The sequence below is a fragment of the Streptomyces sp. NPDC058812 genome, assembly GCF_042744565.1.
In the GTDB taxonomy this organism is placed as follows: domain Bacteria; phylum Actinomycetota; class Actinomycetes; order Streptomycetales; family Streptomycetaceae; genus Streptomyces; species Streptomyces thinghirensis.
On sequence record NZ_JBHYOB010000009.1, the window covers coordinates 195,374 to 219,893 of the forward strand.

The 24,520-nt window shown below is 70.2% G+C and carries 22 protein-coding genes, 1 pseudogene and 1 riboswitch; of the genes and pseudogenes, 16 read left to right on the forward strand and 7 right to left on the reverse strand.

Annotated features, from left to right (window positions below; translation table 11 throughout):
* Window positions 1–17 precede the first annotated feature (17 nt).
* From ACFW48_RS20600 to ACFW48_RS20650, 11 genes are all read left to right on the forward strand, one after another.
* A complete protein-coding gene (locus ACFW48_RS20600) occupies window positions 18–155 on the forward strand; it encodes a hypothetical protein (protein ID WP_386316570.1) in 138 nt (45 codons plus the stop codon).
* 157 nt (window positions 156–312) lie between these two features.
* Entirely contained in the window at window positions 313–1,128 is an 816-nt protein-coding gene (locus ACFW48_RS20605; RefSeq protein ID WP_386316572.1) for an SOS response-associated peptidase, read from the forward strand.
* Between the two features lie 70 nt (window positions 1,129–1,198).
* Window positions 1,199–1,825 (forward strand): alpha/beta family hydrolase, encoded by a 627-nt coding sequence (locus ACFW48_RS20610; protein WP_386316853.1) that lies wholly within the window; start codon window positions 1,199–1,201, stop codon window positions 1,823–1,825.
* Between the two features lie 257 nt (window positions 1,826–2,082).
* Entirely contained in the window at window positions 2,083–2,766 is a 684-nt protein-coding gene (gene sigR / locus ACFW48_RS20615) for an RNA polymerase sigma factor SigR (protein ID WP_003973756.1), read from the forward strand.
* Window positions 2,763–3,074 (forward strand): mycothiol system anti-sigma-R factor, encoded by a 312-nt coding sequence (gene rsrA / locus ACFW48_RS20620; RefSeq protein ID WP_386316574.1) that lies wholly within the window; start codon window positions 2,763–2,765, stop codon window positions 3,072–3,074. Before sigR ends, rsrA begins: the two co-directional genes overlap by 4 nt.
* Window positions 3,075–3,213: 139 nt before the next feature.
* Window positions 3,214–4,539 carry an HD-GYP domain-containing protein gene (locus tag ACFW48_RS20625; RefSeq protein WP_386316576.1) on the forward strand — a complete coding sequence of 442 codons (1,326 nt, stop codon included), beginning with the start codon at window positions 3,214–3,216 and terminating at the stop codon, window positions 4,537–4,539.
* A gap of 354 nt (window positions 4,540–4,893) precedes the next feature.
* Entirely contained in the window at window positions 4,894–6,120 is a 1,227-nt protein-coding gene (locus ACFW48_RS20630; RefSeq protein WP_386316578.1) for an HD-GYP domain-containing protein, read from the forward strand.
* Between the two features lie 114 nt (window positions 6,121–6,234).
* The gene (locus tag ACFW48_RS20635; protein ID WP_055417933.1) at window positions 6,235–7,215 is read left to right on the forward strand and encodes a hypothetical protein; all 981 of its coding nucleotides are present in this window, start codon (window positions 6,235–6,237) and stop codon (window positions 7,213–7,215) included.
* Window positions 7,216–7,319: 104 nt separating this feature from the next.
* Window positions 7,320–7,970 carry a peptide deformylase gene (gene def, locus ACFW48_RS20640; protein WP_386316580.1) on the forward strand — a complete coding sequence of 217 codons (651 nt, stop codon included), beginning with the start codon at window positions 7,320–7,322 and terminating at the stop codon, window positions 7,968–7,970.
* A gap of 249 nt (window positions 7,971–8,219) precedes the next feature.
* Window positions 8,220–9,311 (forward strand): epi-isozizaene synthase, encoded by a 1,092-nt coding sequence (cyc1, locus tag ACFW48_RS20645; protein WP_386316582.1) that lies wholly within the window; start codon window positions 8,220–8,222, stop codon window positions 9,309–9,311.
* Window positions 9,308–10,684 carry a cytochrome P450 gene (locus ACFW48_RS20650; protein WP_386316584.1) on the forward strand — a complete coding sequence of 459 codons (1,377 nt, stop codon included), beginning with the start codon at window positions 9,308–9,310 and terminating at the stop codon, window positions 10,682–10,684. Before cyc1 ends, ACFW48_RS20650 begins: the two co-directional genes overlap by 4 nt.
* 27 nt (window positions 10,685–10,711) lie before the next feature.
* Here the strand turns inward: ACFW48_RS20650 and ACFW48_RS20655 are convergent, their stop codons facing one another.
* A complete protein-coding gene (locus tag ACFW48_RS20655) occupies window positions 10,712–11,680 on the reverse strand; it encodes a GlxA family transcriptional regulator (RefSeq protein WP_386316586.1) in 969 nt (322 codons plus the stop codon).
* Window positions 11,681–11,772: 92 nt separating this feature from the next.
* Between ACFW48_RS20655 and ACFW48_RS20660 the strand changes: the two genes are divergently transcribed.
* Window positions 11,773–12,027, forward strand: a complete 255-nt coding sequence (locus tag ACFW48_RS20660) for a hypothetical protein (protein WP_386316587.1) — start codon at window positions 11,773–11,775, stop codon at window positions 12,025–12,027.
* Here ACFW48_RS20660 and ACFW48_RS20665 read toward each other — a convergent pair.
* The 6 genes and pseudogenes from ACFW48_RS20665 to ACFW48_RS20690 form a co-directional block, all read right to left on the reverse strand.
* Complete coding sequence (locus ACFW48_RS20665) at window positions 11,940–12,959, reverse strand: ribonucleotide-diphosphate reductase subunit beta (RefSeq protein WP_386316589.1); 1,020 nt, start codon at window positions 12,957–12,959, stop codon at window positions 11,940–11,942. The two genes, ACFW48_RS20660 and ACFW48_RS20665, sit on opposite strands and share 88 nt — an antisense overlap.
* On the reverse strand, window positions 12,959–15,346 hold the full coding sequence (locus ACFW48_RS20670) for a ribonucleoside-diphosphate reductase subunit alpha (RefSeq protein ID WP_386316591.1): 2,388 nt from the start codon (window positions 15,344–15,346) through the stop codon (window positions 12,959–12,961). The genes ACFW48_RS20665 and ACFW48_RS20670 overlap by 1 nt, the downstream gene beginning before the upstream one ends.
* A 125-nt stretch (window positions 15,347–15,471) precedes the next feature.
* Window positions 15,472–15,633, reverse strand: a riboswitch (cobalamin riboswitch).
* Between the two features lie 57 nt (window positions 15,634–15,690).
* Window positions 15,691–16,125 (reverse strand): annotated as a pseudogene (locus tag ACFW48_RS20675) (GNAT family N-acetyltransferase); the annotation flags it as partial.
* Window positions 16,126–16,454: 329 nt separating this feature from the next.
* Complete coding sequence (mctP, locus tag ACFW48_RS20680) at window positions 16,455–18,065, reverse strand: monocarboxylate uptake permease MctP (protein ID WP_386316593.1); 1,611 nt, start codon at window positions 18,063–18,065, stop codon at window positions 16,455–16,457.
* Window positions 18,062–18,319: a DUF3311 domain-containing protein gene (locus ACFW48_RS20685; RefSeq protein ID WP_310871293.1), complete on the reverse strand. Its 258-nt coding sequence runs from the start codon at window positions 18,317–18,319 to the stop codon at window positions 18,062–18,064. The genes mctP and ACFW48_RS20685 overlap by 4 nt, the downstream gene beginning before the upstream one ends.
* Before the next feature lie 158 nt (window positions 18,320–18,477).
* A complete protein-coding gene (locus tag ACFW48_RS20690; RefSeq protein ID WP_053136900.1) occupies window positions 18,478–19,242 on the reverse strand; it encodes a GntR family transcriptional regulator in 765 nt (254 codons plus the stop codon).
* Window positions 19,243–19,695: 453 nt separating this feature from the next.
* Between ACFW48_RS20690 and ACFW48_RS20695 the strand changes: the two genes are divergently transcribed.
* The 4 genes from ACFW48_RS20695 to ACFW48_RS20710 all read left to right on the forward strand — a co-directional run bounded on the left by ACFW48_RS20695 (window position 19,696) and on the right by ACFW48_RS20710 (window position 24,394).
* Complete coding sequence (locus tag ACFW48_RS20695) at window positions 19,696–20,973, forward strand: extracellular solute-binding protein (RefSeq protein ID WP_386316596.1); 1,278 nt, start codon at window positions 19,696–19,698, stop codon at window positions 20,971–20,973.
* A 108-nt stretch (window positions 20,974–21,081) separates the two neighbouring features.
* Window positions 21,082–22,068: a carbohydrate ABC transporter permease gene (locus ACFW48_RS20700; protein WP_386316598.1), complete on the forward strand. Its 987-nt coding sequence runs from the start codon at window positions 21,082–21,084 to the stop codon at window positions 22,066–22,068.
* On the forward strand, window positions 22,065–22,895 hold the full coding sequence (locus ACFW48_RS20705; protein WP_386316600.1) for a carbohydrate ABC transporter permease: 831 nt from the start codon (window positions 22,065–22,067) through the stop codon (window positions 22,893–22,895). Before ACFW48_RS20700 ends, ACFW48_RS20705 begins: the two co-directional genes overlap by 4 nt.
* A gap of 8 nt (window positions 22,896–22,903) precedes the next feature.
* Entirely contained in the window at window positions 22,904–24,394 is a 1,491-nt protein-coding gene (locus ACFW48_RS20710; protein WP_386316602.1) for a glycoside hydrolase family 3 protein, read from the forward strand.
* Window positions 24,395–24,520 lie beyond the last annotated feature (126 nt).

Consider the following 24,520-nt stretch of genomic DNA (forward strand, 5'->3'; position numbering starts at 1 on the left):
GCGCAGATCAACGCCCCGTGGCCAACTGGTACGCCTGGTGCGGCTCCTCGGGCCTGGCGGGCATCTTCTTCGACGACGCCCTGGGCGACTGCGGCAGGCCCACCGCTCACCGGGGTCCTGGTGGCCACCTCGGACTACTCGTCTCCCTTCCGTAAGGTGAGGAGAAGGCGGACACCTACGGGCACCTCACCCCGGACGCCACGGGACGGGCAGTGAAGGTGATGGAGCTGGCGCTCACCCGGCACCGTGCTGACTGGTGCTGACTAAGGCGGCGTGAATCGGCGTTTTCGCTGTTCGGAGGGGTGGTTACATATGTGCGGACGGTATGCGGCGAGTCGTCGACCCGAGGATCTCGCGGGAATCTTTGAGATCGAGAAGTGGGAGCCGGAGGAGACTCTGGAGCCCGACTACAACGTGGCTCCCACGAAGGAGGTCTACGCCGTCCTGGACCGTCCCCTGAAAGACGTCGAGGACCCGAAGCCGGTCCGCCAGCTGCGCAAGCTCAAGTGGGGGCTCGTCCCCTCCTGGTCCAAGACGCCCGAGGGCGGCGCCCGGATGATCAACGCGCGCGCGGAGACCGTCCACGAGAAGCCGTCCTTCCGGCGTGCGTTCACCACCCGGCGCTGCATCCTGCCCGCCGACGGCTACTACGAGTGGGTCACCGGCAAGCAGGAACGCGACCTGGAGGTCGAGGGGCGCAAGAAGCGGCCCCGCAAGCAGCCGTACTTCGTGACCCCTGCCGACGGGTCCGTGTTCGCCATGGCGGGGCTGTACGAGTTCTGGCGGGACAAGACACTGCCGGACGACCACCCGCGGTCCTGGTGGGTCACGTGCTCGGTGATCACCACGGAGGCGGAGACCACGCCTCTCGCCGTCGCCCCGGCCGACGGTCCGCACGCCCTGGCCGACATCCACCCGCGGATGCCGCTGATGCTGACACCGGACCGCTGGGACGACTGGCTCGACCCGGCGCGCACCGACCCCGACGAGCTGACCTCGCTGCTGGCGCCGCCGCCCGCCGGACTGATGCGGGCGTTCCCCGTCTCCACGGCCGTGAGCAGCGTCCGCAACAACGGACCGGAGCTGCTGAAGGAGCTGGACGGACCGGAAGAGGGCACACTCTTCTGATGTGACGGATGCGACAACGGATGCGACAACGGATGCGACAACAGATGCGACAACGGGCGTGACAGAGGTCGTGACAGAGGTCGTCGAGACGGAAGCGGGCCCCGCCCGCGTCACCTGGCACCCGGCGAAGAAGCCCCGCTTCGTCCTCGCCGTGAGCCACGGTGCCGGCGGCGGCATCGAGGCCCGCGACCTGCGGGCGCTGGCGGCCGCACTGCCCGCCCACGGTGTGAGCGTCGCCCTCGTCGAGCAGCCGTGGCGGGTGGCCGGCAAGAAGCTGGCGCCCGCGCCGAAGACGCTGGACGTCGGCTGGCGGGGCATCTGGCCCGCGCTCGCCGCGCCGGGGCTGCCGGTGATCTCGGGCGGCCGGAGCGCCGGTGCCCGGGTCGCCTGCCGCACCGCCGGCGAACTGGGCGCCCACGCCGTCCTCGCCCTCGGCTTCCCGCTGCACCCACCCGGCAAGCCGGAGAAGTCCCGTGCCGACGAGTTGCTCGGGGCCGGCGTGCCCACCCTCGTCGTACAGGGCGGCAACGACCCGTTCGGCAGGCCCCAGGAGTTCCCCGAAGGGACGTACGACCTGATCGAGGTCCCGCACGGCGACCACGGCTTCGCCGTGCCCAAGCGGGCGCAGACCACGCAGGAACAGGCCCTGGACCTGATCACCGAAGGTGTCGTGAAGTGGGTCGGCTCACTCGGGTGAACGCCCGGGAATGACCGGCGTGCGCCCACTGTTGTGGCGGACATACGTTGCTGAGAATCAGCACCGACGCCGTAGGAGAGGAAGTCCGCCGCATGGGTTCAGCCTTCTGCCCGAGTCGCAGCAGCCGCGCCGACCTGGACTGGACGGTGCTGCACGCGGCGAAGACCGCCCCTATTCGGGCGGCGGGCGGACCGGATCGTCGTCTATCCTCCGATTCGAGTGGGGCCGGTCTCGGTCTCACGACAACACTGGAGGAGGTGGGTCCGGTCACTGGGACCGACGCAGGGACCGAACACGGCCAGGCGGAGCAGCCCGAGGGCCGGGGCACGGGCGCGGAGTCGACCGCGGAGCGCAGCGCGCGCTTCGAGCGGGACGCGCTCGAGTTCCTCGACCAGATGTACTCGGCCGCGCTGCGCATGACGCGTAATCCGGCCGATGCCGAGGACCTGGTGCAGGAGACCTACGCCAAGGCGTACGCGTCCTTCCACCAGTTCCGTGAGGGCACCAACCTCAAGGCGTGGCTGTACCGCATCCTCACCAACACCTTCATCAACTCGTACCGCAAGAAGCAGCGCGAACCCCAGCGCAGCGCGGCCGAGGAGATCGAGGACTGGCAGCTGGCGCGCGCCGAGTCGCACATGTCGACGGGTCTGCGCTCCGCGGAGTCGCAGGCGCTCGACCACCTGCCCGACTCGGACGTGAAGCAGGCGCTCCAGGCGATCCCCGAGGAGTTCCGCATCGCCGTGTATCTGGCCGATGTAGAGGGCTTTGCCTACAAGGAGATCGCCGACATCATGGGGACACCCATCGGTACGGTGATGTCCCGGCTGCACCGTGGACGCCGTCAGCTGCGCGGCATGCTGGAGGACTACGCCCGCGACCGCGGCCTGGTCCCGGCCGGCGCCGGAGAGTCGAACGAAGCGAAAGGCTCGGGCTCATGAGCTGCGGAGAGCCGCACGAGACGGATTGCAGCGAAATCCTCGATCATCTCTACGAGTTCCTCGACAAGGAGATGCCGGACTCGGACTGCGTGAAGTTCGAGCACCACTTCGAGGAGTGCTCGCCCTGCCTGGAGAAGTACGGGCTGGAGCAGGCCGTCAAGAAGCTGGTCAAGCGGTGCTGCGGACAGGACGACGTGCCGGGAGACCTGCGTTCCAAGGTCATGGGCCGGATCGACCTGATCCGCTCCGGGCAGTCCGTGCCCGAGCACGACGTCACGGCCGCGCCGCCGACTCCGCAGGAGTCCTGACGCGACTCCGCAGGAGTCCTGGACTCCGCACGAGTCCTGACGTCACCCGTACGTGCTAATCCGCGGGTTATCTGCCCGCGTTCCCCCTGCCGCCGTCCTAGGCTCCGGAGCCTGACAGGCATGGCCGGGGGAGGGGCACATGGACGCGGTACCGGCGCGGGCACACGCGTACGTCGCCGGTGTCGTCCTCGCCGCCCTGGTCTGCCTGGGCCCCCTGCCCCAGGTGCGTACGCCATGGTGGGCCGTGCTGCTCCTCGCCGGGCTGTACGCGGGCTCCGAACTGGTCGCCCGCTCCCGCTTCGTCGGGACCTGCTATCCCGTACTGCTCGCCGGGGCCTTCCTGCTGCCGCCGCCCGCCGCCGCGCTCGTGGCGCTGCCCGGGGCCCTGCTGTCCCCGGTGGCGCAGCGGCCCTTCGCCCTGCGGCGCGTCTGGCGGGCCGCGCAGCTGACGCTCGCCGTGTGGGCCGCCGCGCGGGTCCACTGGGGGTGCGGCGGGCGGGACGCGGTCGTCGCGTCCGACTTCCCGTACGCGCTCGTGCCGGCGGGGGCCGCGGTACTGGCCTTCTGCCTGGTACTGACCCTGCTGGACGGCGGCATCCTGGCGCTCGCCGACCGCGTGCCGGCCGGACGGGCGTGGCGGGGGCTGTTCTCCGGATCGCTCGCGCCGATCGCCGTGCACGGGCTCGCCGGGCTGATGATGGCCGTCCTGTGGCGCAGCCCGTACGGTCCCGTCGCCGCGCTGCTCGTGCTGCTGCCGATGTGCGTGGCGTGGTGGGCGTTCGCCCAGTACCACCGGGAGCGGGCCGCGCACCAGGCGACCATCCGCGCGCTGGTCCAGGCCGTCGACATCAAGGACGGCTACACGCGCGGGCACAGCGAGCGGGTGGGCCAGGCCTCGATGATGATCGCCCGCGAGCTGGGCATGGACGACGAGCGCGTGGAGACCCTCCGCTTCGCCGGCATCCTGCACGACGTCGGCAAGCTCGGGGTGCCCACCCGGCTGCTGCGCAAGGACGGGCCGCTGACGCCCGAGGAGCGCCGGGTGATCGAACTGCACCCCGAGTACGGGCACGAGATGGTGCGCGGCATCCGCTTCCTGGGCGAGGCCCGGGCCGCCGTCCTCCACCACCACGAACGGCTGGACGGCAGCGGCTACCCCTACGGGCTGGTCGGCGACCGGATCCCGGAGTCGGCCCGGGTGGTGGCCGTCGCCGACGCCTTCGACGCGATGACGTCCACGCGGTCCTACAGCAGGGCCCGTCCCGTCGCGGCGGCGGTGGAGGAGCTCCAGCGGTGCGCCGGGACGCAGTTCGACCCACGGATGGTCCGAGCGCTGGTCCGCTCCCTGGGACGCCACGGCTGGCGTCCGGCGGTGACGGCGGACGCCACGCCGGTCGTTCCCGCCGGCGTGGCCCCGGGCCGGGGCGAGGGCGCGTGGGACAGCGCCGGAAGGGGAGCGTCATGACGGGGTGGGCGCAGTCGGGGGACGGCGCCTGCGCCCGGAGCGCCGTCGGCGGTCGGGGGCGGTGGCCGACGGAATGCCGACCGTGACCGGGCCAGGTGCCGTCGTTCCCGCAGGCGCGGGCACGGGCAAGGGCCACGACCGGCGGAGGCCGGCGCCGAGGGCCGGCCGCGGCGAGGTACCGCGTGACCACGACGGCGGGGGAGCACCATGACGTCCTACCAGTCCCAGTCCCAGCCCCAGCCCCAGCCCCGGCCCGAGTCCCCGTCCCAGCCCCAGTACCAATCTCGGCCCCGATACCAGCCCCAGCCCTGGCTCCTTCTCCAGGCCGGGCCACGGTCCACGTCCCGGTCCCCGGTGGCCCTTCTCCTGATCCCCGTCGGCGCGGGGCTCCTCGCGCTCGTCTGTCTCGCCGCCGTGTTGTGGTCGGGGTTGACCGAGCGGCCCGTCGCGCTCGCCTTCGGCGTCCTCGTCGCCCTCGGTGAGGTCATCCGGCGGGCCGGGGCCGAAGCCCGGGAGGCCGCGCCGCTCGGGGCCGCCGGGGCGCTGGCCTACGCGCTGCTCGGGGACGTCGCCGGGCAGCCCACGCAGCACGGCGTCGCCCAGACCGTCACCGTCGTGCTCGCCGCCTCGCTGCTCGGCAGCGTGCCGTACATCGCGCGCGGCGGCGGGCCCGTGCTGGACCATCTGGCGCGGCGCGTGCTCACCGTCGCCTTCGCCGCCGTGTGCTTCCAGCCGCTGTCCAACCAGGGCGTCTTTCGCGACTGGAGCGGCCCCGCCTACGCGCTGCTGCTGATCGCGCTGCTCGCCCTGACCGCGCTGTGCGACGCCGTGCTCGCCGCGGCACCCGCGCACGCCCGCACCGGGTGGCCCTTCGGTCCACTGCTGCGCGAGGAACTGCGCGGCATGGTCGGGATCACGTCCGCGGTGTGCGCGACCGGGGCGGTGATGGCGCTCGCGGTGGCCGTCGCGGGACTGTGGGCGCTCCCCGTGTTCTGCGTGCCGCTGCTGCTCACCCAGCTTTCCTACCGGCGGTACGCGGCCGTCCGGGCCACCTACCGGCAGACCATCGCCTCCCTGGCCCGCGCGACCGAGATCGCCGGGTACACCCCGGCCGGGCACGCCCGCCGCGTCGCCGAACTCAGCGGTGCCGTCGGGAGGGAGCTGGGGCTGTCCGGGGCCGAGCTGACCGTGCTGGAGTACGCGGCCCTCATGCACGACATCGGCCAGCTGAGCCTGGTCGACCCGGTCCCGGCCGGGGCCACCGCCGGTCTGCCCGCCGCCGAGCAACGGCGGATCGCGCTGCTCGGCGGGGCCGTCGTCCGCCAGACCGGGGTCGACGCGGCCGTCGCGGTGGTGGTGGAGCGGCAGGCCGACCCCTGCCGGGAGCAGCCGGTCGCCGCGCGGATCGTACGGGCCGTGAACGCCTACGAGGAGAAGGCCAGGGACGCCGGGCCCGGCGGCGGCCTCACGGCACTGGAGGAGCTGCGCCTGGCCACCGCGGGCGACTACGCTCCCGACGTCGTGGAAGCACTGGCCCGGGTGCTTTCACGCGGCAGCCTTACCTCGCCCGCGGCTGGGTAACCCATGGGTAATGAGCGCCCTTCCAGCCGTACGTGGTTGGATGCGAAGGAGAAGGTGTCCGGGGGCGCGGGAAGGCACAGCCAGCCCACAGAACGGAACTGGCAGGCGGGAATCGTGAGGATCTTCGGCAAGGGACGGCACCGGCCCTCCGCCTCCTGGCGGCAGGCCACCGACCGCGCGTTCACGCTGATCGGCGACGGTCGCTACGAGGACGCGGGCGCGCTGCTGACGCGCGCCGCCGACCTGGAACCCTGGCTGTCGGAGTCGTGGTTCAACCTCGCCCTGCTGCACAAGTTCCGGCATGACTGGGAGCAGGCCAGGGCGGCGGGGCTGAGGGCGGTGGCGCTGCTCGACCGGGACATCGGCGCACCCGACTGGTGGAACGTCGGCATCGCCGCGACCGCCCTCCAGGACTGGCCGCTGGCCCGCCGGGCCTGGCAGGCCTACGGACTGCGCACCCCGGGGGACGCGACGGACGCCGGTGAGCCGCTCGGCATGGACCTCGGCAGCGCGGCCGTACGGCTGTCCCCGGAGGGGGAGGCCGAGGTCGTGTGGGGGCGGCGGCTGGACCCCGCCCGCATCGAGGTGCTGTCCATCCCGCTGCCGTCCTCCGGCCGCCGCTGGGGCGAGGTCGTCCTGCACGACGGGGTGCCGCACGGGGAGAGGACCACCACCGCAGGGCACGCCTATCCCGTCTTCGACGAGATCGAGCTGTGGGCGCCGTCGCCCGTACCCACCTGGGTGGTCCTCCTGGAGGCCGCCACCGAGTCCGACCGGGACGCCCTGGAGCAGCTCGCCGCGGACGCCGGGTTCGCCGCCGAGGACTGGTCGTCGTCGGTCCGGCTGCTGTGCCGGATGTGCTCGGAGTCACGGATGCCGTCCGACGAGGGCGAGGGCGAGCACCTCGACCCGCACGACCACAGCGAACCCGGACACCCAGGGCCACTCGGCCACCGCACCGACGGTCAGCTGTGGGTGCCGGAGCGGGAGTGCGGGGTGGCCGCGCCGGCCGCGCTGGTGAAGGGGCTGCTGGACGGGTGGGTCGCCGACAGTCCCGACTCCCGGGACTGGCGGGACCTGGAAGAGGTCTGCTGAGCGGCCCCGTAGTCTTTACCGGGGCCTCCGCGGCAGCGGTCGCCATCAGCGTCACCCCTTAAGTCGCATCACCCTTAGTTGTTCGAGGAAGGCATACGTCGGTCATGGCCCAGCAGGACACCGATCAGCAGCACGTGGGCGTGCTCCCCGTGGACGACGAGGGGTTCGTCGTCGACACCGAGGACTGCGAGGAGCGCGAGGCGGCCTGGCGTGCGCGCGGCACCTCGCGTCCGATCACGGTGGTCGGCAACCCGGTGCTGCACAAGGAGTGCGAGGACGTCACCGACTTCGGCGCGGAGTTCCAGCAGCTGGTCGCGGACATGTTCGCCAGCCAGCGCACCGCCGAGGGTGTGGGCCTGGCCGCCAACCAGATCGGCGTCGGCAAGAAGGTCTTCGTCTACGACTGCCCCGACGACGAGGGCGTCCGCCACGTCGGCGTGGTCTGCAACCCGGTCCTCGTCGAACTGCCCGCCGACCGGCGCAGCCTGGACGACAGCAACGAGGGCTGCCTGTCCGTACCGACCGCGTACGCGCCGCTCGCCCGCCCCGACTACGCCGAGGTGACCGGGCAGGACGAGAAGGGCAATCCGATCAAGGTGCGCGGCACCGGGTACTTCGCACGGTGTTTGCAGCACGAGACGGACCACCTGTACGGGTACCTCTACATCGACCGGCTCTCCAAGCGCGAACGCAAGGACGCGCTGCGGCAGATGGCCGAGAACGAGCCGCGCTACCCCGTGGTCGCGAACGACTGACACCGCATCACCTGTCACCCATCCTCCGTGCGCACGGCGCCCGTTCGGGTCTCACCCGAGCGGGCGCCGTTCGTCTGCCGGAACCTGTCACACAACAGGAGAATTCCGGCACTGTGGGGTAGTGAATGGAGCAAATCCATTCCCAGAACGGTCAGTTGTAGTGCTGAATGGGAAGTGCGGGGATACGCAACGGCGCACGCCTCGCTCAGCGAGAGGGGTGCGCCACCGGCGGCTGAGAGGGGTTTGTTCGTGCATGCTTTCTCACATGGCACCACAGCGACACCGACCGCGATCGCAGTACCGCCATCGCTGCGCCTTCCGGTGATCGAGGCGGCATTTCCCCGCCAACTGCACCCGTATTGGCCGAAGCTCCAGGAGAAGACCCGTGCCTGGCTGCTCGAAAAACGGCTCATGCCGGCGGACAAGGTCGAGGAATATGCCGACGGCCTGTGCTACACGGACCTCATGGCGGGCTACTACCTGGGCGCGCCCGACGAGGTCATGCAGGCGATAGCGGACTACAGCGCGTGGTTCTTCGTCTGGGACGACCGGCACGACCGGGACATCGTCCACGGCCGTCCGACCGCGTGGCGGCGACTGCGGAACCAGCTGCACGCGGCACTCGACTCACCCTGGGACCATCTGCACCACGAGGACACGCTGGTCGCCGGGTTCGCCGACAGTGTGCGCCGGCTGTACGCCTTCCTGCCGCCGCCGGCGACGTGGAACGCCCGGTTCGCCCGGCACTTCCACGCGGTGATCGAGGCCTACGACCGGGAATTCCACAACCGCACCCACGGCATCGTGCCCGGCGTCGAGGAGTACCTCGAACTGCGCCGGCTCACCTTCGCGCACTGGATCTGGACCGACCTGCTGGAGCCGAGCGCGGGGTACGAACTGCCGGACGCCGTTCGGAAGCACCCGGCATATCGCCGGGCGGCACTGCTGAGCCAGGAATTCGCCGCCTGGTACAACGACCTGTGCTCACTGCCCAAGGAAATAGCGGGCGACGAGGTCCACAATCTCGGAATCAGTCTCATCACACATCATGGGCTGACCCTGGAAGAAGCCATCGGAGAAGTAAGGAGACGCGTCGAGGAATGCATCACCGATTTCCTCGCCGTGGAACAGGACGCGTTACGGTTCGCCGACGAACTGGACAACGGCACCGTACGCGGAAAGGAACTGAGCGGCGCCGTACGGGCCAACGTCGGCAATATGCGGAACTGGTTCAGTTCCGTCTACTGGTTCCACCACGAGTCCGGCCGGTACATGGTCGACAGCTGGGACGACCGGTCCACGCCCCCGTACGTCAACAACGAAGCGGCAGGTGAGAAATGACCGTCGAGTCCGTCAACCCCGAAACCCGGACCGAAGCGACAGCGGAGCTGCGCGAGCCGCCCGTCGCGGGTGGCGGTGTCCCGCTCCTCGGCCACGGCTGGAGGCTGGCCCGCGACCCGCTGGCCTTCATGTCCCAGCTGCGCGACCACGGTGACATCGTTCGCATCAAGCTCGGCCCGAAGACCGTCTACGCGGTCACCGCCCCGGAGCTCACCGGTGCCCTGGCCCTGAGCCCCGACTACCACATAGCCGGTCCGCTGTGGGAGTCACTGGAGGGCCTGCTCGGCAAGGAGGGCGTGGCGACCGCCAACGGCCCGCTCCACCGCCGTCAGCGGCGCACCATCCAGCCGGCGTTCAAGCTCGACGCGATCCCCGCCTACGGGCCGATCATGGAGGAGGAGGCGCATGCGCTCACCGAGCGCTGGCAGCCGGGGCGGACCGTGGACGCCACCTCCGAGTCCTTCCGCGTCGCCGTGCGCGTCGCGGCCCGCTGTCTGCTGCGCGGCCAGTACATGGACGAGCGGGCCGAGCGGCTGTGCGTCGCGCTCGCCACCGTCTTCCGGGGCATGTACCGGCGCATGGTGGTCCCGCTCGGACCGCTCTACCGGCTGCCGCTCCCGGCAAACCGCGAATTCAACAACGCGCTGGCCGATCTGCATCTCCTGGTCGACGAGATCATCGCCGAGCGCCGCGCATCCGGTCAAAAGCCGGACGATTTGCTGACGGCATTGCTGGAGGCGAAGGACGACAATGGCGATCCCATCGGGGAACAGGAGATCCACGACCAGGTCGTCGCGATACTCACCCCCGGCAGTGAAACCATCGCCTCCACGATCATGTGGTTGCTGCAGGCACTTGCCGAACACCCGGAACATGCCGACCGCATACGCGACGAAGTCGAAGCGGTCACCGGCGGACGCCCCGTGGCATTCGAGGATGTCCGGGGGCTCACGCACACCGGCAATGTCATCGTGGAGGCCATGCGTTTGCGCCCTGCCGTGTGGGTTTTGACGCGGCGCGCGGTGGTCGAGACCGAACTCGGTGGCTACCGCATTCCGGCCGGGTCGGACATCATCTACAGTCCGTACGCAATCCAACGCGATCCGAAGTCGTACGCGGGCAACCTGGAGTTCGACCCGGACCGTTGGCTTCCGGAGCGGGCGACGGATGTGCCGAAATACGCCATGAAGCCGTTCAGTGTGGGCAATCGAAAGTGCCCCAGCGACCACTTCTCCATGGCGCAGCTGACGCTGATCACGGCCGCGCTCGCCACGAAGTACCGCTTCGAGCAGGTGGCGGGCTCGAACGACGCGGTCCGAGTGGGCATCACCCTGCGGCCGCACGACCTGCTGGTCAGGCCCGTCGCACGGTGAGCGGCGCGGTGACGTGGCTGTGGCGGCTCAGGCGACGGCCTCCGGGCCCCGGAAGGCGCGCCGGTAGGCGTGCGGGGTGGTGTCCAGGGCCCTGACGAACTGGTGCCGCAGCGCCGCCGCCGTACCGAAGCCGGTGCGCCACGCGATCGCGTCCATCGTCTCGTCCGTCGCCTCCAGCAGCCGCTGGGCCAGCAGCACACGCTGGCGCAGGATCCAGCGGTAGGGAGTCGTACCTGTCTCCTGCTGGAAGCGGCGGGCGAAGGTGCGCGGGGACATGTGCGCCCGGGCCGCGAGCTGCTCGACGGTGACCTCCTCGTCGAGGTGCTGTTCCATCCAGGCCAGCACCTCGCCGACGGTGTCGCAGGAGGAGCGCGGCAGCGGACGTTCGATGTACTGGGCCTGACCGCCGTCCCGGTGCGGCGGTACGACCATGCGCCGGGCGATCCTGTTGGCGACCTCCGGTCCCTGTTCCTTGCGGACGATGTGCAGACAGGCGTCGATGCCGGCGGCGGTGCCGGCGCTCGTGATCACGGGGTCCTCGTCCACGTAGAGCACGTCGGGGGCGACGGCGACCCGCGGGTACTGCCGGGCGAGCTCGGCCGCGTGATGCCAGTGCACCGCGCACCGCCGCCCGTCCAGCAGCCCGGCGGCGCCCAGCACGAAGACCCCGGAGCACACGCTCAGCACCCGCGCGCCCCGGTCCACCGCCCGCCGCAGGGCGTCCAGCAGCTCGGGCGGATACTCCCGGCGGGCGTAGTCGCTCCCCGCCGGCACGGCGATCAGGTCGGCCTCCTCCAGCCGGTCCAGCCCGTACGGCGTGGAGACGGAGAGCCCGCCGACATGGGTACTCAGCTCCGGGCCCTCCGCGGAGACCACCGCGAAGTCGTACCCGGGCAGGCCCTCGTCGCTCCGGTCGATGCCGAAGACCTCGCAGACCACACCGAGTTCGAAGGGATGCGCGCCGTCCAGCAGGACGGCGGCCACGTTCTGCAGCATGCCGCCAGTGTGCCTCGGAAGTGGCAGGAAATCGAGGTCCTACGGCAGTCCTGCCACTCCCGGTAAGGAGCATCCGGCGCGACAGTGGTGTCATGACCGGAAACCAGATGGAAGCCCTGATCGGAATGCTCGTGACCTTCGGACTCCTGGTCCTCATGGTCCTCCCCTCGGTGATCGGCATCGTGCGCGACAGGCGCATCGACCGTCAGCTCAGGGAGGCCCGGGAGGCCCGGGAGGACGAGGGTGCGGGGAAGGAGACTCAGAAGTCCTCGGACAGGTCGACGGTGCCCTCCACCGCCACCTGGTACGCCGAGGGACGCCGCTCGAAGAAGTTGGTCAGCTCCTGAACGCCCTGCAGCTCCATGAAGGAGAAGGGGTTCTCGGAGCCGTACACCGGGGCGAAGCCGAGACGCGTCAGGCGCTGATCGGCGACGCACTCCAGGTACTGCCGCATCGAGTCGGTGTTCATCCCCGGGAGGCCGTCACCGCACAGGTCGCGCGCGAACTGCAGCTCGGCCTCGACGGCCTCCCGCAGCATGTCGGTGACCTCCTGCCGGAGCGCGTCGTCGAACAGCTCCGGCTCCTCCTTGCGCACGGTGTCGACGACGTCGAAGGCGAAGGACATGTGCATCGTCTCGTCCCGGAACACCCAGTTGGTGCCGGTGGCCAGGCCGTGCAGCAGGCCCCGGCTGCGGAACCAGTAGACGTAGGCGAAGGCGCCGTAGAAGAACAGGCCCTCGATGCACGCGGCGAAGCAGATGAGGTTGAGCAGGAAGCGGCGGCGGTCGGCCTTGGTCTCCAGGCGGTCGATCGACTCGACCGAGTCCATCCATTTGAAGCAGAACCCGGCCTTCTCGCGGATGGAGGGGATGTTCTCCACGGCCGCGAAGGCGGCGGCGCGGTCGTCCGGGTCGGGCAGGTAGGTGTCCAGCAGCGTCAGATAGAACTGGACGTGGACGGCCTCCTCGAAGAGCTGGCGGGACAGGTAGAGCCGCGCCTCGGGCGAGTTGATGTGCTTGTAGAGCGTCAGCACCAGGTTGTTCGCCACGATCGAGTCACCGGTGGCGAAGAAGGCCACCAGCCGGCCGATCAGGTGCTGCTCCATGGGGCTGAGCTTCGCGAGGTCGGCGACGTCCGAGTGGAGGTCGACCTCCTCCACGTGCCAGGTGTTCTTGATGGCGTCCCGGTAGCGCTCGTAGAAGTCCGGGTAGCGCATGGGGCGCAGGGTCAGCTCGAAGCCCGGGTCGAGCAGGTTCTTGGTGGTGGTCTCGGTGGTCATTACTGGCAGGCCTCGCAGGACTCGGGGTTTTCCAGGGAGCAGGCGACCGCTTCGGGATCCGGGGCGGCCTGCACGGGGACGGTGGCCCGGGCGGCGGCGCGGGCGATGCGGGTCGCCGGGCGGGAGCGCAGGTAGTACGTGGTCTTCAGGCCCTGCTTCCAGGCGTACGCGTACATCGAGGAGAGCTTCCCGATGGTCGGCGTCTCCAGGAACAGGTTCAGCGACTGGGCCTGGTCGAGGTACGGGGTGCGGGCGGCGGCCATGTCGATCAGGCCGCGCTGCGGGATCTCCCAGGCGGTGCGGTACAGCGCGCGGACGTCCTCGGGGATCCAGGTGAAGCCCTGCACCGAGCCGCCCGCCTCGCGCAGCGCCTCGCGGGTACGGGCGTCCCAGACGCCGAGCCGCTTGAGGTCGTTCACGAGGTACGAGTTGACCTGGAGGAACTCACCGGAGAGCGTCTCGCGCTTGAAGAGGTTGGACACCTGCGGCTCGATGCACTCGTAGACGCCCGCGATGGAGGCGATGGTGGCGGTCGGCGCGATGGCGAGGAGCAGGGAGTTGCGCAGGCCGGTCGTGGCCATGCGCTCGCGCAGCGCCGCCCAACGCGCCGGCCAGGCGGGCTCGACGCCGTAGTGGTCGGGGTGCAGCACGCCCCGGGCGGTACGGGTCTTCACCCAGGCAGGCAGCGGGCCGTTGCGCTCCGCCAGGTCGGCGGAGGTCTCGTACGCGGCGAGCATGATCCGCTCGGCGATGCGGGTGGAGAGGACCTTCGCCTCGGGCGAGTCGAAGGGCAGGCGCAGCTGGAAGAAGACGTCCTGGAGGCCCATCGCGCCGAGGCCGACCGGGCGCCAGCGGGCGTTGGAGCGGCCCGCCTGCCCGGTCGGGTAGAAGTTGATGTCGACGACCCGGTCGAGGAAGGTGACGGCGGTGCGGACGGTGGCGTCCAGGCGCTCCCAGTCGATGCCCCGGGAAGCCGGGTCCACGAAGGCGCCCAGGTTGACCGAGCCCAGGTTGCAGACCGCCGTCTCCCCGTCGTCCGTGACCTCCAGGATCTCCGTGCAGAGGTTGGAGGAGTGGACGACGTGGCCGGGCTCGGCGGTCTGGTTGGCGGTGCGGTTGGCGGTGTCCTTGAAGGTCATCCAGCCGTTGCCGGTCTGCGCGAGGGTGCGCATCATGCGGCCGTACAGCTCACGGGCGGGGAGGGTCTTGCGGGCCAGCCCCGCGGCCTCGGCCCTGCGGTACGCCGCGTCGAACTCCTCGCCCCACAGGTCGACCAGCTCGGGCACGTCGGCGGGCGAGAACAGCGACCACTGTCCGTCGGCGTCCACCCGGCGCATGAACTCGTCCGGCACCCAGTGGGCAAGGTTCAGGTTGTGCGTGCGGCGGGCGTCCTCACCGGTGTTGTCCCGCAGCTCCAGGAACTCCTCGATGTCCGCGTGCCAGGTCTCCAGGTAGACCGCCGCCGCGCCCTTGCGCCGGCCGCCCTGGTTCACGGCGGCGACCGAGGCGTCCAGCGTCTTCAGGAACGGGACGATGCCGTTGGAGTGCCCGTTGGTGCCGCGGATCAGCGAACCCCGGGCGCGGACGCGGGAGTAGGCGATGCCGATGCCGCCGGCGTGCTTGGAGAGGTTGGCGACCTGGTGGTAGCGGTCGTAGATGGAGTCCAGCTCGTCCTTGGGGGAGTCCAGGAGGTAGCAGGACGACATCTGGGCGTGCCGGGTGCCGGAGTTGAACAGGGTGGGGGAGGAGGGCAGGTAGTCGAGGCGGCTCATCAGCCCGTACAGCGCGGCCACCTCGTCGAGCGAGCGCGTGGTGTCGTCCTCGGCGAGTCCGGCGGCCACCCGCAGCATGAAGTACTGGGGCGTCTCGACGACCTTGCGGGTGATCGGGTGCCGGAGCAGGTAGCGGCTGTACACGGTACGCAGGCCGAAGTAGCCGAAGCGGTCGTCGGCGGCCGGGTCGACCAGCGCGTCCAGGCGGTCCGCGTGCAGCCGGACGAACTCGGCGGTGCGGTCGGCGATCAGGCCCTCGCGGTGTCCGGTGGCGACCGACCCGGTGAACGAGGTGACGCCCTGCGAGGCGGCCTCGGCACGGATGCCGATGGTCAGCAGTCGGGCGGCCAGCCTGGAGTAGACCGGGTCCTCCGAGATGAGCCCGGCCGCCGCCTCCGTGGCCAGCTCCCGCAGCTCGGACTCGTCCGCACGGGCGGACCGGCCGCGCAGTGCGGCGGCGGCGACCCGGCCCGGGTCGGCGTCGGGGAGGTCGGCGGTCAGCTCGGTCAGGGTCCGCAGCAACGCGGCGCCGGGGCCGTCGGGCTCCTCGGTCACCGGGGTCGCTGAAGTCGTCGCCGGGGTCGCTGAAACCGGGTCGGCTGGCGCGATGGTCACGTGGGGCACTCCCTCGCTCGGCACGGGGCCTGGGGGAGGAGGGCAGGGGCAGCTCACGAGCGCACGCGGCGTCGCGTCCACCGGCCCACTCCACGAGGCCCGGACGTCAGGCACCCGGACCGGGACGGTACGGGCGCACTGTCGGCAGGTCCTCGGACTGGACATGCGTGTGCACACGTGCGGAGACGCGCGGATACACACAAGTACACCGTTGCGGGACAGTTCCGGATTCGCACCGGATTCCCCTGCGGCGACAGCGAGCACGAGCATACATCTTGTGCCGGGTTCGGCGAGCACCCCCAGATGTTGTGTCGCGGAGGGGTCGTCGAGGGGTGGCGCTGGTGTCAGAGCGTCAGTTCGTAGGTGAGGAGCGTGATGTCGTCGAGCTCCGGCAGCGGGTTCCAGTCGCGGTCGGGCGTGCGGGTGAAGCCCATCCGTTCGTAGAGGCGGTGGGCGGTGCGCATGGCGCGCTGGGTGGACAGTACGACGCGCGCGCAGCCCTCGACGGCGCGGGACCGGTCGACGCAGGTCCGCACGAGGGCCTCGCCCACCCCGCGTCCGCGTGCCTCGCGGGCGACGGCGAGCATCCGTATCTCGGCCTCGCCGGGCCGGGCGATGTCGGCCATGGGGCCGCCGGACGGCACGAAGGTCACGCCGCCGAGCACCCGGCCGTCCGCCGCGGCGACCAGCACCTCGGCGGCCGCCGCACGCTTGGCGACGTTCATCAGCTCGCCGAGGTACGCGTCGCTCTCCCCGAAGTCGAGGAGGCCGTCGCGCAGCTAGGGGGTGTCGTTTGGATCCTGCCGGGGTCGCGGGGTCTGGCACGCACATCTGCGGCGTTGTCGTCGGTTGCCAGGGCTCCGCCCTGTCGCCCTCCTCCGCCTTGCAGCTGCACGCACCAGACCCCGCTCGGCTCCGCTGCAAGGCACCGTTGCCTGGAGTCGGCCTGATCCAAACGACACCCCCTGGGCCTGCGCGGCGATCTCACCAAGGGCGTCGTACTCGTCCGTCGCCGCCTGCCGGGTCACGAAGTCCATGCAGCCGAGTGTGCCCGACGGGTACGACAACGGGCCGCCGGATTCTCCGACGGCCCGCCGCGTTGTCGGGGTCAGTGCGAGGTGCCCGCCGTGGCCGGCGGCAGCTCCACCTCGACGCCGGGGTCGCCCGCGTCCGCCGTGTAGTCGGCGGGCTTGGTCTCGTCGACGCCGTCGGGGGCCTTGAGGGCCCTCATGACGAAGGTCAGGACCACGGTGACCAGGACGTTCAGCACGAAGGCGGTGAGGCCGATGTAGCCGATCTCGCCGATGCCCGGGATCTCCTTGGAGGAGCCGCCGAAGTGCTTCTGCGTCGGCGAGGCGACACCGTACGCGGCGACCGTGCCGTAGACCATGCCGACCGCCCAGCCGCCGAGCAGCGCCCAGCGGTGGAACCAGCGGGTGAACAGGCCGCCGACCAGGGCCGGGAAGGTCTGCAGGATCCAGATGCCGCCGAGCAGCTGGAAGTTGATCGCGACCGTCTTGTCCATGCCCAGGACGAAGACCAGCGCGCCCACCTTCACCATGAGGGACACCAGCTTGGAGACCTTGGTCTCCTGGGCCGGGGTGGCGTCCGGCTTGATGAAGTCCTTGTAGATGTTGCGGGTGAAGAGGTTCGCGGCCGCGATCGACATGATCGCCGCCGGGACCAGGGCGCCGATGCCGATCGCCGCGAAGGCCACGCCGGCGAACCAGTCCGGGAACATGTTCTCGAACAGCTGCGGGATCGCCAGCTGCCCGTTCTCCACCTTCACCCCCGCCGCGATCGCCATGAAGCCCAGCAGCGCGAGCAGGCCGAGCATCAGCGAGTACAGCGGCAGGATCGTGGTGTTGCGCCGGATCACCTCACGGCTGCGCGAGGAAAGCGTCGCGGTGATCGAGTGCGGGTACATGAAGAGCGCGAGCGCCGAGCCGAGCGCCAGGGTGGCGTACGTCCACTGGCCGCCGTGGTCCGGCACCAGTCCGCCCTTGCCCGACTCGCTGAACTTGTCGCCCGCCGCGGCGAAGATGTCGTCGAAGCCGCCGAGCTTGATCGGGATGTAGATGATCGCCACCGCGATCACGATGTAGATCAGCGTGTCCTTCACGAACGCGATCAGTGCGGGCGCGCGCAGCCCCGACGAGTAGGTGTACGCCGCCAGCACGCCGAAGGCGATCAGCAGAGGCAGGTCCTTGATGAACCAGTTGGTGTCCTCGCCGCCGCCGACGCCCATCACGTCCAGCACGGCCTGGATGCCGACCAGTTGGAGCGCGATGTACGGCATCGTGGCGAGGATGCCTGTCACGGCGACGGCGAGCGACAGCCCCTTGGAGCCGAAGCGGCCGCGTACGAAGTCCGAGGTCGTCACGTACCCGTGCTTGTGGGAGACCGACCACAGCCGCGGCAGGAAGGTGAAGATCAGCGGGTAGACCAGGATCGTGTAGGGCACCGCGAAGAAGCCGGCCGCGCCCGCCGCGTAGATCGCCGCCGGGACGGCGACGAAGGTGTACGCGGTGTACAGGTCGCCGCCCAGCAGGAACCAGGTGACCCAGGTGCCGAACGAGCGGCCGCCGAGGCCCCACTCGTCGAGGCTCTGGTCGTTCGCGGCCCGGCGCCAGCGGGCGGCCAGGAAGCCCATGGCGGTGACGAGGACGAAGAAGAAGATGAAGACGGCGAGTGCGACGCCGTTCACGCCGTCGTTCACTTGGCCCCGCCTTCCCGGCGGGCGCGCTGGTCACGCTGCCACAGCTTGTAGGCGATCACCGTGAGCACCGTGGAGACGATCACCCACGCCATCTGGTACCAGTAGAAGAACGGGATGCCGATGAAGGCCGGGTCCGTCTTCGCGTACGAGCCGACCCACAGCATGGCGACGAACGGCGCGACAAGGCAGAGGCCGATGACGACGCGCACCGGCGTCACCGTCGGCCCTCTGCTCACTTCTGGGGCTTGTGACATGCGGTGGCTCCGTCCCCTCGCTGATCACCTCGTGCAGTGCGCACGAAATGTAGGTGACGGTGTCGAGACAGCGGAAGACCTCGTCCGTATATCGGTCCTCAACTGCAACTTCATGGTCACGCGTGCGGGGATTTGCCTGAAACGCCCTGCGGCCGGCGTCAGTCCTGGGGCCGCTTCAGCCGGGCCACGAACTTGTAGCGGTCGCCCCGGTACACCGAGCGCACCCACTCCACCGGCTGGCCCGTCCGGTCCTGCGAGTGCCGGGAGAGCATCAGCATGGGCAGGCCGACGTCGGTGCCGAGCAGGCCGGCCTCGCGCGGGGTGGCCAGGGAGGTCTCGATGGTCTCCTCGGCCTCGGCGAGATGGACGTCGTACACCTCGGCGAGCGCGGTGTAGAGGGACGTGTACTTCACCAGGGAGCGGCGCAGCGCCGGGAAGCGCTTGGCGCTGAGGTGGGTGGTCTCGATGGCCATCGGCTCGCCGTTGGCCATGCGCAGCCGCTCGATGCGCAGCACCCGCCCGCCGGCCGTGATGTCCAGCAGCCCGGCGAGCCGGTCGTCGGCGGTGATGTAGCCGATGTCCAGCAGCTGAGAGGTGGGTTCGAGACCCTGTGCCCGCATGTCCTCGGTGTACGAGGTGAGTTGCAGCGCCTGCGACACCTTGGGCTTGGCGACGAAGGTGCCCTTGCCCTGGATGCGCTCCAGGCGGCCCTCGACGACCAGCTCCTGCAGGGCCTGGCGCACGGTCGTGCGCGAGGTGTCGAACTCCGCGGCCAGCGTGCGCTCCGGCGGGACCGGGGTACCCGGCGCCTGGGTCCGGGTCATGTCGAGCAGATGCTTCTTCAGACGGTAGTACTTGGGCACGCGCGCGGTACGGACGGTCGCCCCACCCTCGTTCTCCGCACTGCTGACGTCGGTGCTCATGCTCTGCCTTCCGGCTCCGGGTGCCGAAGCGACCGCTATCCCTGTCGGCCACGGCTCACATCGTGGCACGGCTTCGTGCCGGGTTGGACCCGCACGCTCCGTGATCCCTTCTGTATACCTCCGGGGCCCTCGTTGGTCTAGTCCACAGCGCCGACCGGCGTCGCTGGTACGCGCGTTCGGAACGGTACCGGCACGTCATTCGGTGGGCGGTGGTACACCCGGCCCCGGTCCGTCCGATCTGTCGCTTGCGCAATGAAAGGTCCCTGCATATCTCGGTCGCATCACGGACGCGAGGAGCCCGGTTGAACACCCTTGACAGCCCTATTGGTCTGGGCCAAGCTCCCCGTACTGGTCTACACCATTGGTCCAGGTCCCGGCCCCATGGGCGGTCCGCGTCGACGAGCAACCGCGGGGAGGCAGGGGGGTTGTGTGGCATCCCTGAGGAGGGTTGGCGTGAAGCGCAAGCTGATAGCCGCGATCGGTATCGCGGGCATGATGGTCTCGATCGCGGCGTGCGGGGGCGACAGCGGCGACGACGGCAAGAAGGCCGGGGCGGACGGTTACGCCGGCGAGACGCTCACCGTGTGGGTGATGGACGGTTCCTCGCCCGACGACTGGCAGGCGGAGCTCGCCAAGGAGTTCGAGGCGAAGACCAAGGCCAAGGTCAAGTTCGAGATCCAGACGTGGAACGGTATTCAGCAGAAGCTGACCACCGCGCTCTCCGAGGAGAACCCCCCCGACGTCTTCGAGGTCGGCAACACCCACACCCCGGCGTACGCCAAGACCGGCGGCCTCGCGGACCTCAGCGACCTCAAGGCCGAGATCGGCAAGGACTGGACCGAGTCCATCAACGAGTCCTCCGTCTTCGAGGGCAAGCAGTACGCGGCGCCGTGGTTCGTGGTCAACCGCGTGGTCGTCTACAACAAGAAGGTGTGGGCGGACGCGGGCATCAAGGAAACGCCCAAGACCCGCGACGAGTTCTACAACGCCCTCAAGACGATCGGTGAGAAGACCGACGCCGAGCCGATCTACCTGCCGGGCCAGAACTGGTACCACTTCGTCGGCCTGGCGATCGGCGAGGGCGCCGAACTGGTCAAGAAGGACGGCGACAAGTACGTCTCCAACCTCGAAGACCCGAAGATCGCCGCCGCGATGGATACCTACAAGAAGTTCCAGTCCCTGTCCAAGGCGCCCCAGGACAAGGACGAGGCCACCCCGCAGCAGGGCGAGGTCTTCGCCAAGGGCAACGTCGGCTCCTTCATCGGCATGGGCTGGGAAGCCGCCACCGCGATCAAGGCCAACCCGAAGATCGAGAAGGACATCGGCTACTTCACCATCCCGGGTGAGACCGCCGCCAAGCCCGAGGGCGTCTTCCTCGGCGGCTCCAACCTCGCCGTCGCCGCGGGCAGCAAGAAGCAGGAGCTCGCCAAGGAGTTCCTGAAGATCGCGCTGTCCGACAAGTTCGAGGGCCAGCTGGCCAAGGCCAACGGTGTCACCCCGAACAAGGAGTCGCTGGTCAGCAACCTGGAGGGCAACCCCGCCGCCGAGGCCGGCTCGCCGGCCGTCGCCTCCGGTGGCACCACGCCGCTGATCCCGGAGTGGGCCGCGGTCGAGAACGCGCCCAACCCGATCAAGACCTACATGACCGCCGTGCTGAAGGGGAAGTCCCCGGCCGAGGCGGCCAAGCAGGTCGAGGAAGAGTTCAACAAGCGCCTGTCGCAGCAGCAGTAGCACCGGGTGGGCCGGGGCGGGGTGGCCGGAGACGGCTCCCGCCCCGGCGACCGTACGCGAGTCGACGTACGCAGGCCCTCTCGTAGGCCGAGAAGAGAGATCGCGAGCATGACCGTGCAGACCGAACGGCCGCCCTCCGGCCCGGCGGACGTCCGCAAGGCGGACGACGAGGGCAGCGGCGGGCCGAAGCAGAGAGCCGCGTCGCGCGTCGGCGCGCTCGCCCCGTACCTGTTGCTGCTGCCCGCCTGCGCGGCCACCGTGCTGCTGCTCGGCTGGCCGCTGCTGAAGGACCTCCTGCTGTCCTTCCAGAACCTCAACATGACGCAGCTGATCCAGCACGTCACCGAGTGGAACGGCGTCGACAACTACAAGGAGACCCTCACCAGCGAGCACTTCTGGCGGGTCACCCTCCGCTCGATCCTGTTCGCGGCGGTCAACGTCGCCCTGATCATGATCCTGGGCACCCTGGTCGGCCTGCTGCTCGCGCGCCTCGGCAAGCGGATGAGGTTCACCCTGCTGCTCGGTCTGGTGCTGGCCTGGGCCATGCCGATCGTGGCCGCCACCACCGTCTACAAGTGGCTGTTCGCCCAGCGCTTCGGTGTCGTCAACTGGGTCCTGGACAAGCTCGGCTGGCACTCCATGGCCGACTACAGCTGGACCAGCAGCCAGATGTCGACGTTCTTCGTCGTCACCCTGCTGATCGTCTGGGGATCCATTCCGTTCGTCGCGATCAACCTCTACGCGGCGACGACCACCATCCCGAAGGAACTCTACGAGGCGGCGTCCCTCGACGGCGCCGGCGCCTGGCGGAGCTTCACCACGGTCACCATGCCGTTCCTGCGGCCGTTCCTCTACGCCACGACGTTCCTGGAGATCATCTGGGTCTTCAAGGCGTTCGTGCAGGTCTACACCTTCAACCAGGGCGGACCCGACCGGCTCACCGAGATCCTGCCCGTCTACGCCTACGTCGAGGGTGTCGGCAACCAGCACTACGGCATGGGTGCGGCGATCGCCGTGCTGACCATCCTGATCATGCTCGGTCTGACCGCCTACTACCTCCGGATCGTGCTCAAGCAAGGGGAGGACGAGCTGTGAAGCGCTCGCTCTTCGGCCGCCTGTGGCCCAACGCCACGGCCGTCGTCCTGTTCATCGGCTTCGTCTTCCCCGTGTACTGGATGTTCTCCACGGCCTTGAAGCCGACCGGCGACATCATCACGGAGGACCCGGTCTGGTTCCCGACCGACGTCACCTTCGAGCACTTCAAGACGGCGACCAACGCCGACCACTTCTGGACGTTCGTCACCAACTCGCTGACCGTCACCGTCCTCGCCGTCGTCTTCTCGCTGATCATCGCGCTGGCCGGCTCCTTCGCCCTGGCGCGGATGCGGTTCAAGGGACGGCGCGGCTTCGTCGTGGGCTTCATGCTGGCCCAGATGGCGCCCTGGGAAGTCATGATCATCGCGATGTACATGATCGTGCGCGACGCGTCGATGCTGAACAGCCTCGTGCCGCTCACGCTCTTCTACATGATGATGATCCTGCCCTTCACCATCCTGACGCTGCGCGGCTTCGTCGCCGCCGTGCCCAAGGAGCTGGAGGAGTCGGCGATGGTCGACGGCTGCACCCGCAGCCAGGCGTTCCGCCGGGTCATCCTGCCGCTGCTCGCGCCGGGCCTGATGTCCACCTCGCTGTTCGGCTTCATCACCGCCTGGAACGAGTTCGCCCTGGTCCTGGTCCTGAACAAGGACGCCGAGGCCCAGACGCTGCCGCTGTGGCTGACCAGCTTCCAGACCGTCTTCGGCGACGACTGGGGTGCGACCATGGCCGCCTCCTCCCTCTTCGCCATCCCGATCCTGATCCTCTTCGTCTACCTCCAGCGCAAGGCCGTCAGCGGCCTGACCGCCGGCGCCGTGAAGGGATAACGCCACCGATGACGACCATCGCCAGGGCCACCGACACGCTCACGCGGGACGCGCTCACCGTCCTCCAGCCCGGGTTCACCGGCACCACCGCCCCCGACTGGCTGCTGCGCCGCCTCGGCGAGGGCCTGGCCTCCGTCGGCCTGTTCGGGCGCAACATCGCCTCGGCCGAGCAGGTGGCCGCGCTGACCGCGCAACTGCGCGCCGAGCGCGAGGACGTCCTCGTCGCCATCGACGAGGAGAGCGGCGACGTCACCCGGCTGGAGGTACGCACCGGTTCCTCCTTCCCCGGCAACCTCGCCCTCGGCGCGGTGGACGACGTCGGGCTCACCCGGGAAGTGGCCGCGGAACTCGGCCGCCGGCTCGCCGCCTGCGGCGTCAACCTCAACTGGGCCCCGTCCGCCGACGTCAACTCCAACCCCGACAACCCGGTCATCGGCGTGCGCTCCTTCGGGGCCGGCACCGACCTGGTCGCCCGGCACACCGCCGCCTATGTCACCGGCATGCAGTCGGCGGGCGTCGCCGCCTGCACCAAGCACTTCCCGGGCCACGGCGACACCGGCGTCGACTCCCACCACGCCATGCCGCGCATCGACGTGGGCGCCGATGTGCTGGCCGAGCGTGACCTGGTCCCGTTCCGCGCGGCCATCGCCGCCGGCAGCCGCGCGGTGATGAGCGCACACATCCTGGTCCCGGCCCTGGACCCGGAGTACCCGGCAACGCTGTCCCGCCGCATCCTGACCGACGTCCTCCGCGGCGAACTGGGCTACGACGGCCTGATCGTCACCGACGGCATGGAGATGCGGGCCATCGCGGGCACGTACGGCATCGAACGCGGCAGCGTCCTGGCCATCGCGGCCGGCGCCGACGCGATCTGCGTGGGCGGCGGGCTGTCCGACGAGGGCACCGTGCGGCGGCTGTGCGACGCCCTGGTCGAGGCCGTCCGCTCGGGCGAACTGCCCGAGGACCGCCTGGCCGACGCGGCGGAACGCGCCCGCGCCCTGGCCCGCTGGACCGCGGCGCACCGGGCCGACGCCGGGGCGGGGGAGCCCGTGGACGGCGACGTGGGGCTGCGCGCGGCCCGCCGCGCCCTGCGCGTCACCGTGGCCGACGACTTCGCCGCCCTCACCGAACCGCCGTACGTCGCCGCCCTCACCCCCGTCGCGAACATCGCGGTCGGCGACGAGACCCCCTGGGGCATCGCCGCCGAGCTCTTCCGCCTGCTTCCCGGCACGGAGACCGGCAGCTTCACCGGCCCGGACACCGGGAAGGACGTGCTGGTCGCGGCCGGCCCGCGCCGCATCGTGGCCGTCGTCCGCGACGAGCACCGCCACCCCTGGATGGCGGCGGCCCTCGACACCCTGCTGGCGGCGCGTCCCGACACGATCGTGGTCGAGATGGGCGTCCCCCGCGCCGAGCCCCGGGGCGCCCTCCACCTGGCCACCCACGGCGCTGCCCGGGTCTGCGGCCGGGCGGCGGCGGAGGCGATCGCGGGCGTGTAGCGGCCACGCCGCTTCGCCGGGCTCCAGACGGTACGACGAAGGCGCCGGTCCTCCTGGTGGGGGACCGGCGCCTCTCGTTCGCGTCGTTCGCGGTGGCGCACGTGACGGGGCCGCCCGGGCGGGCCC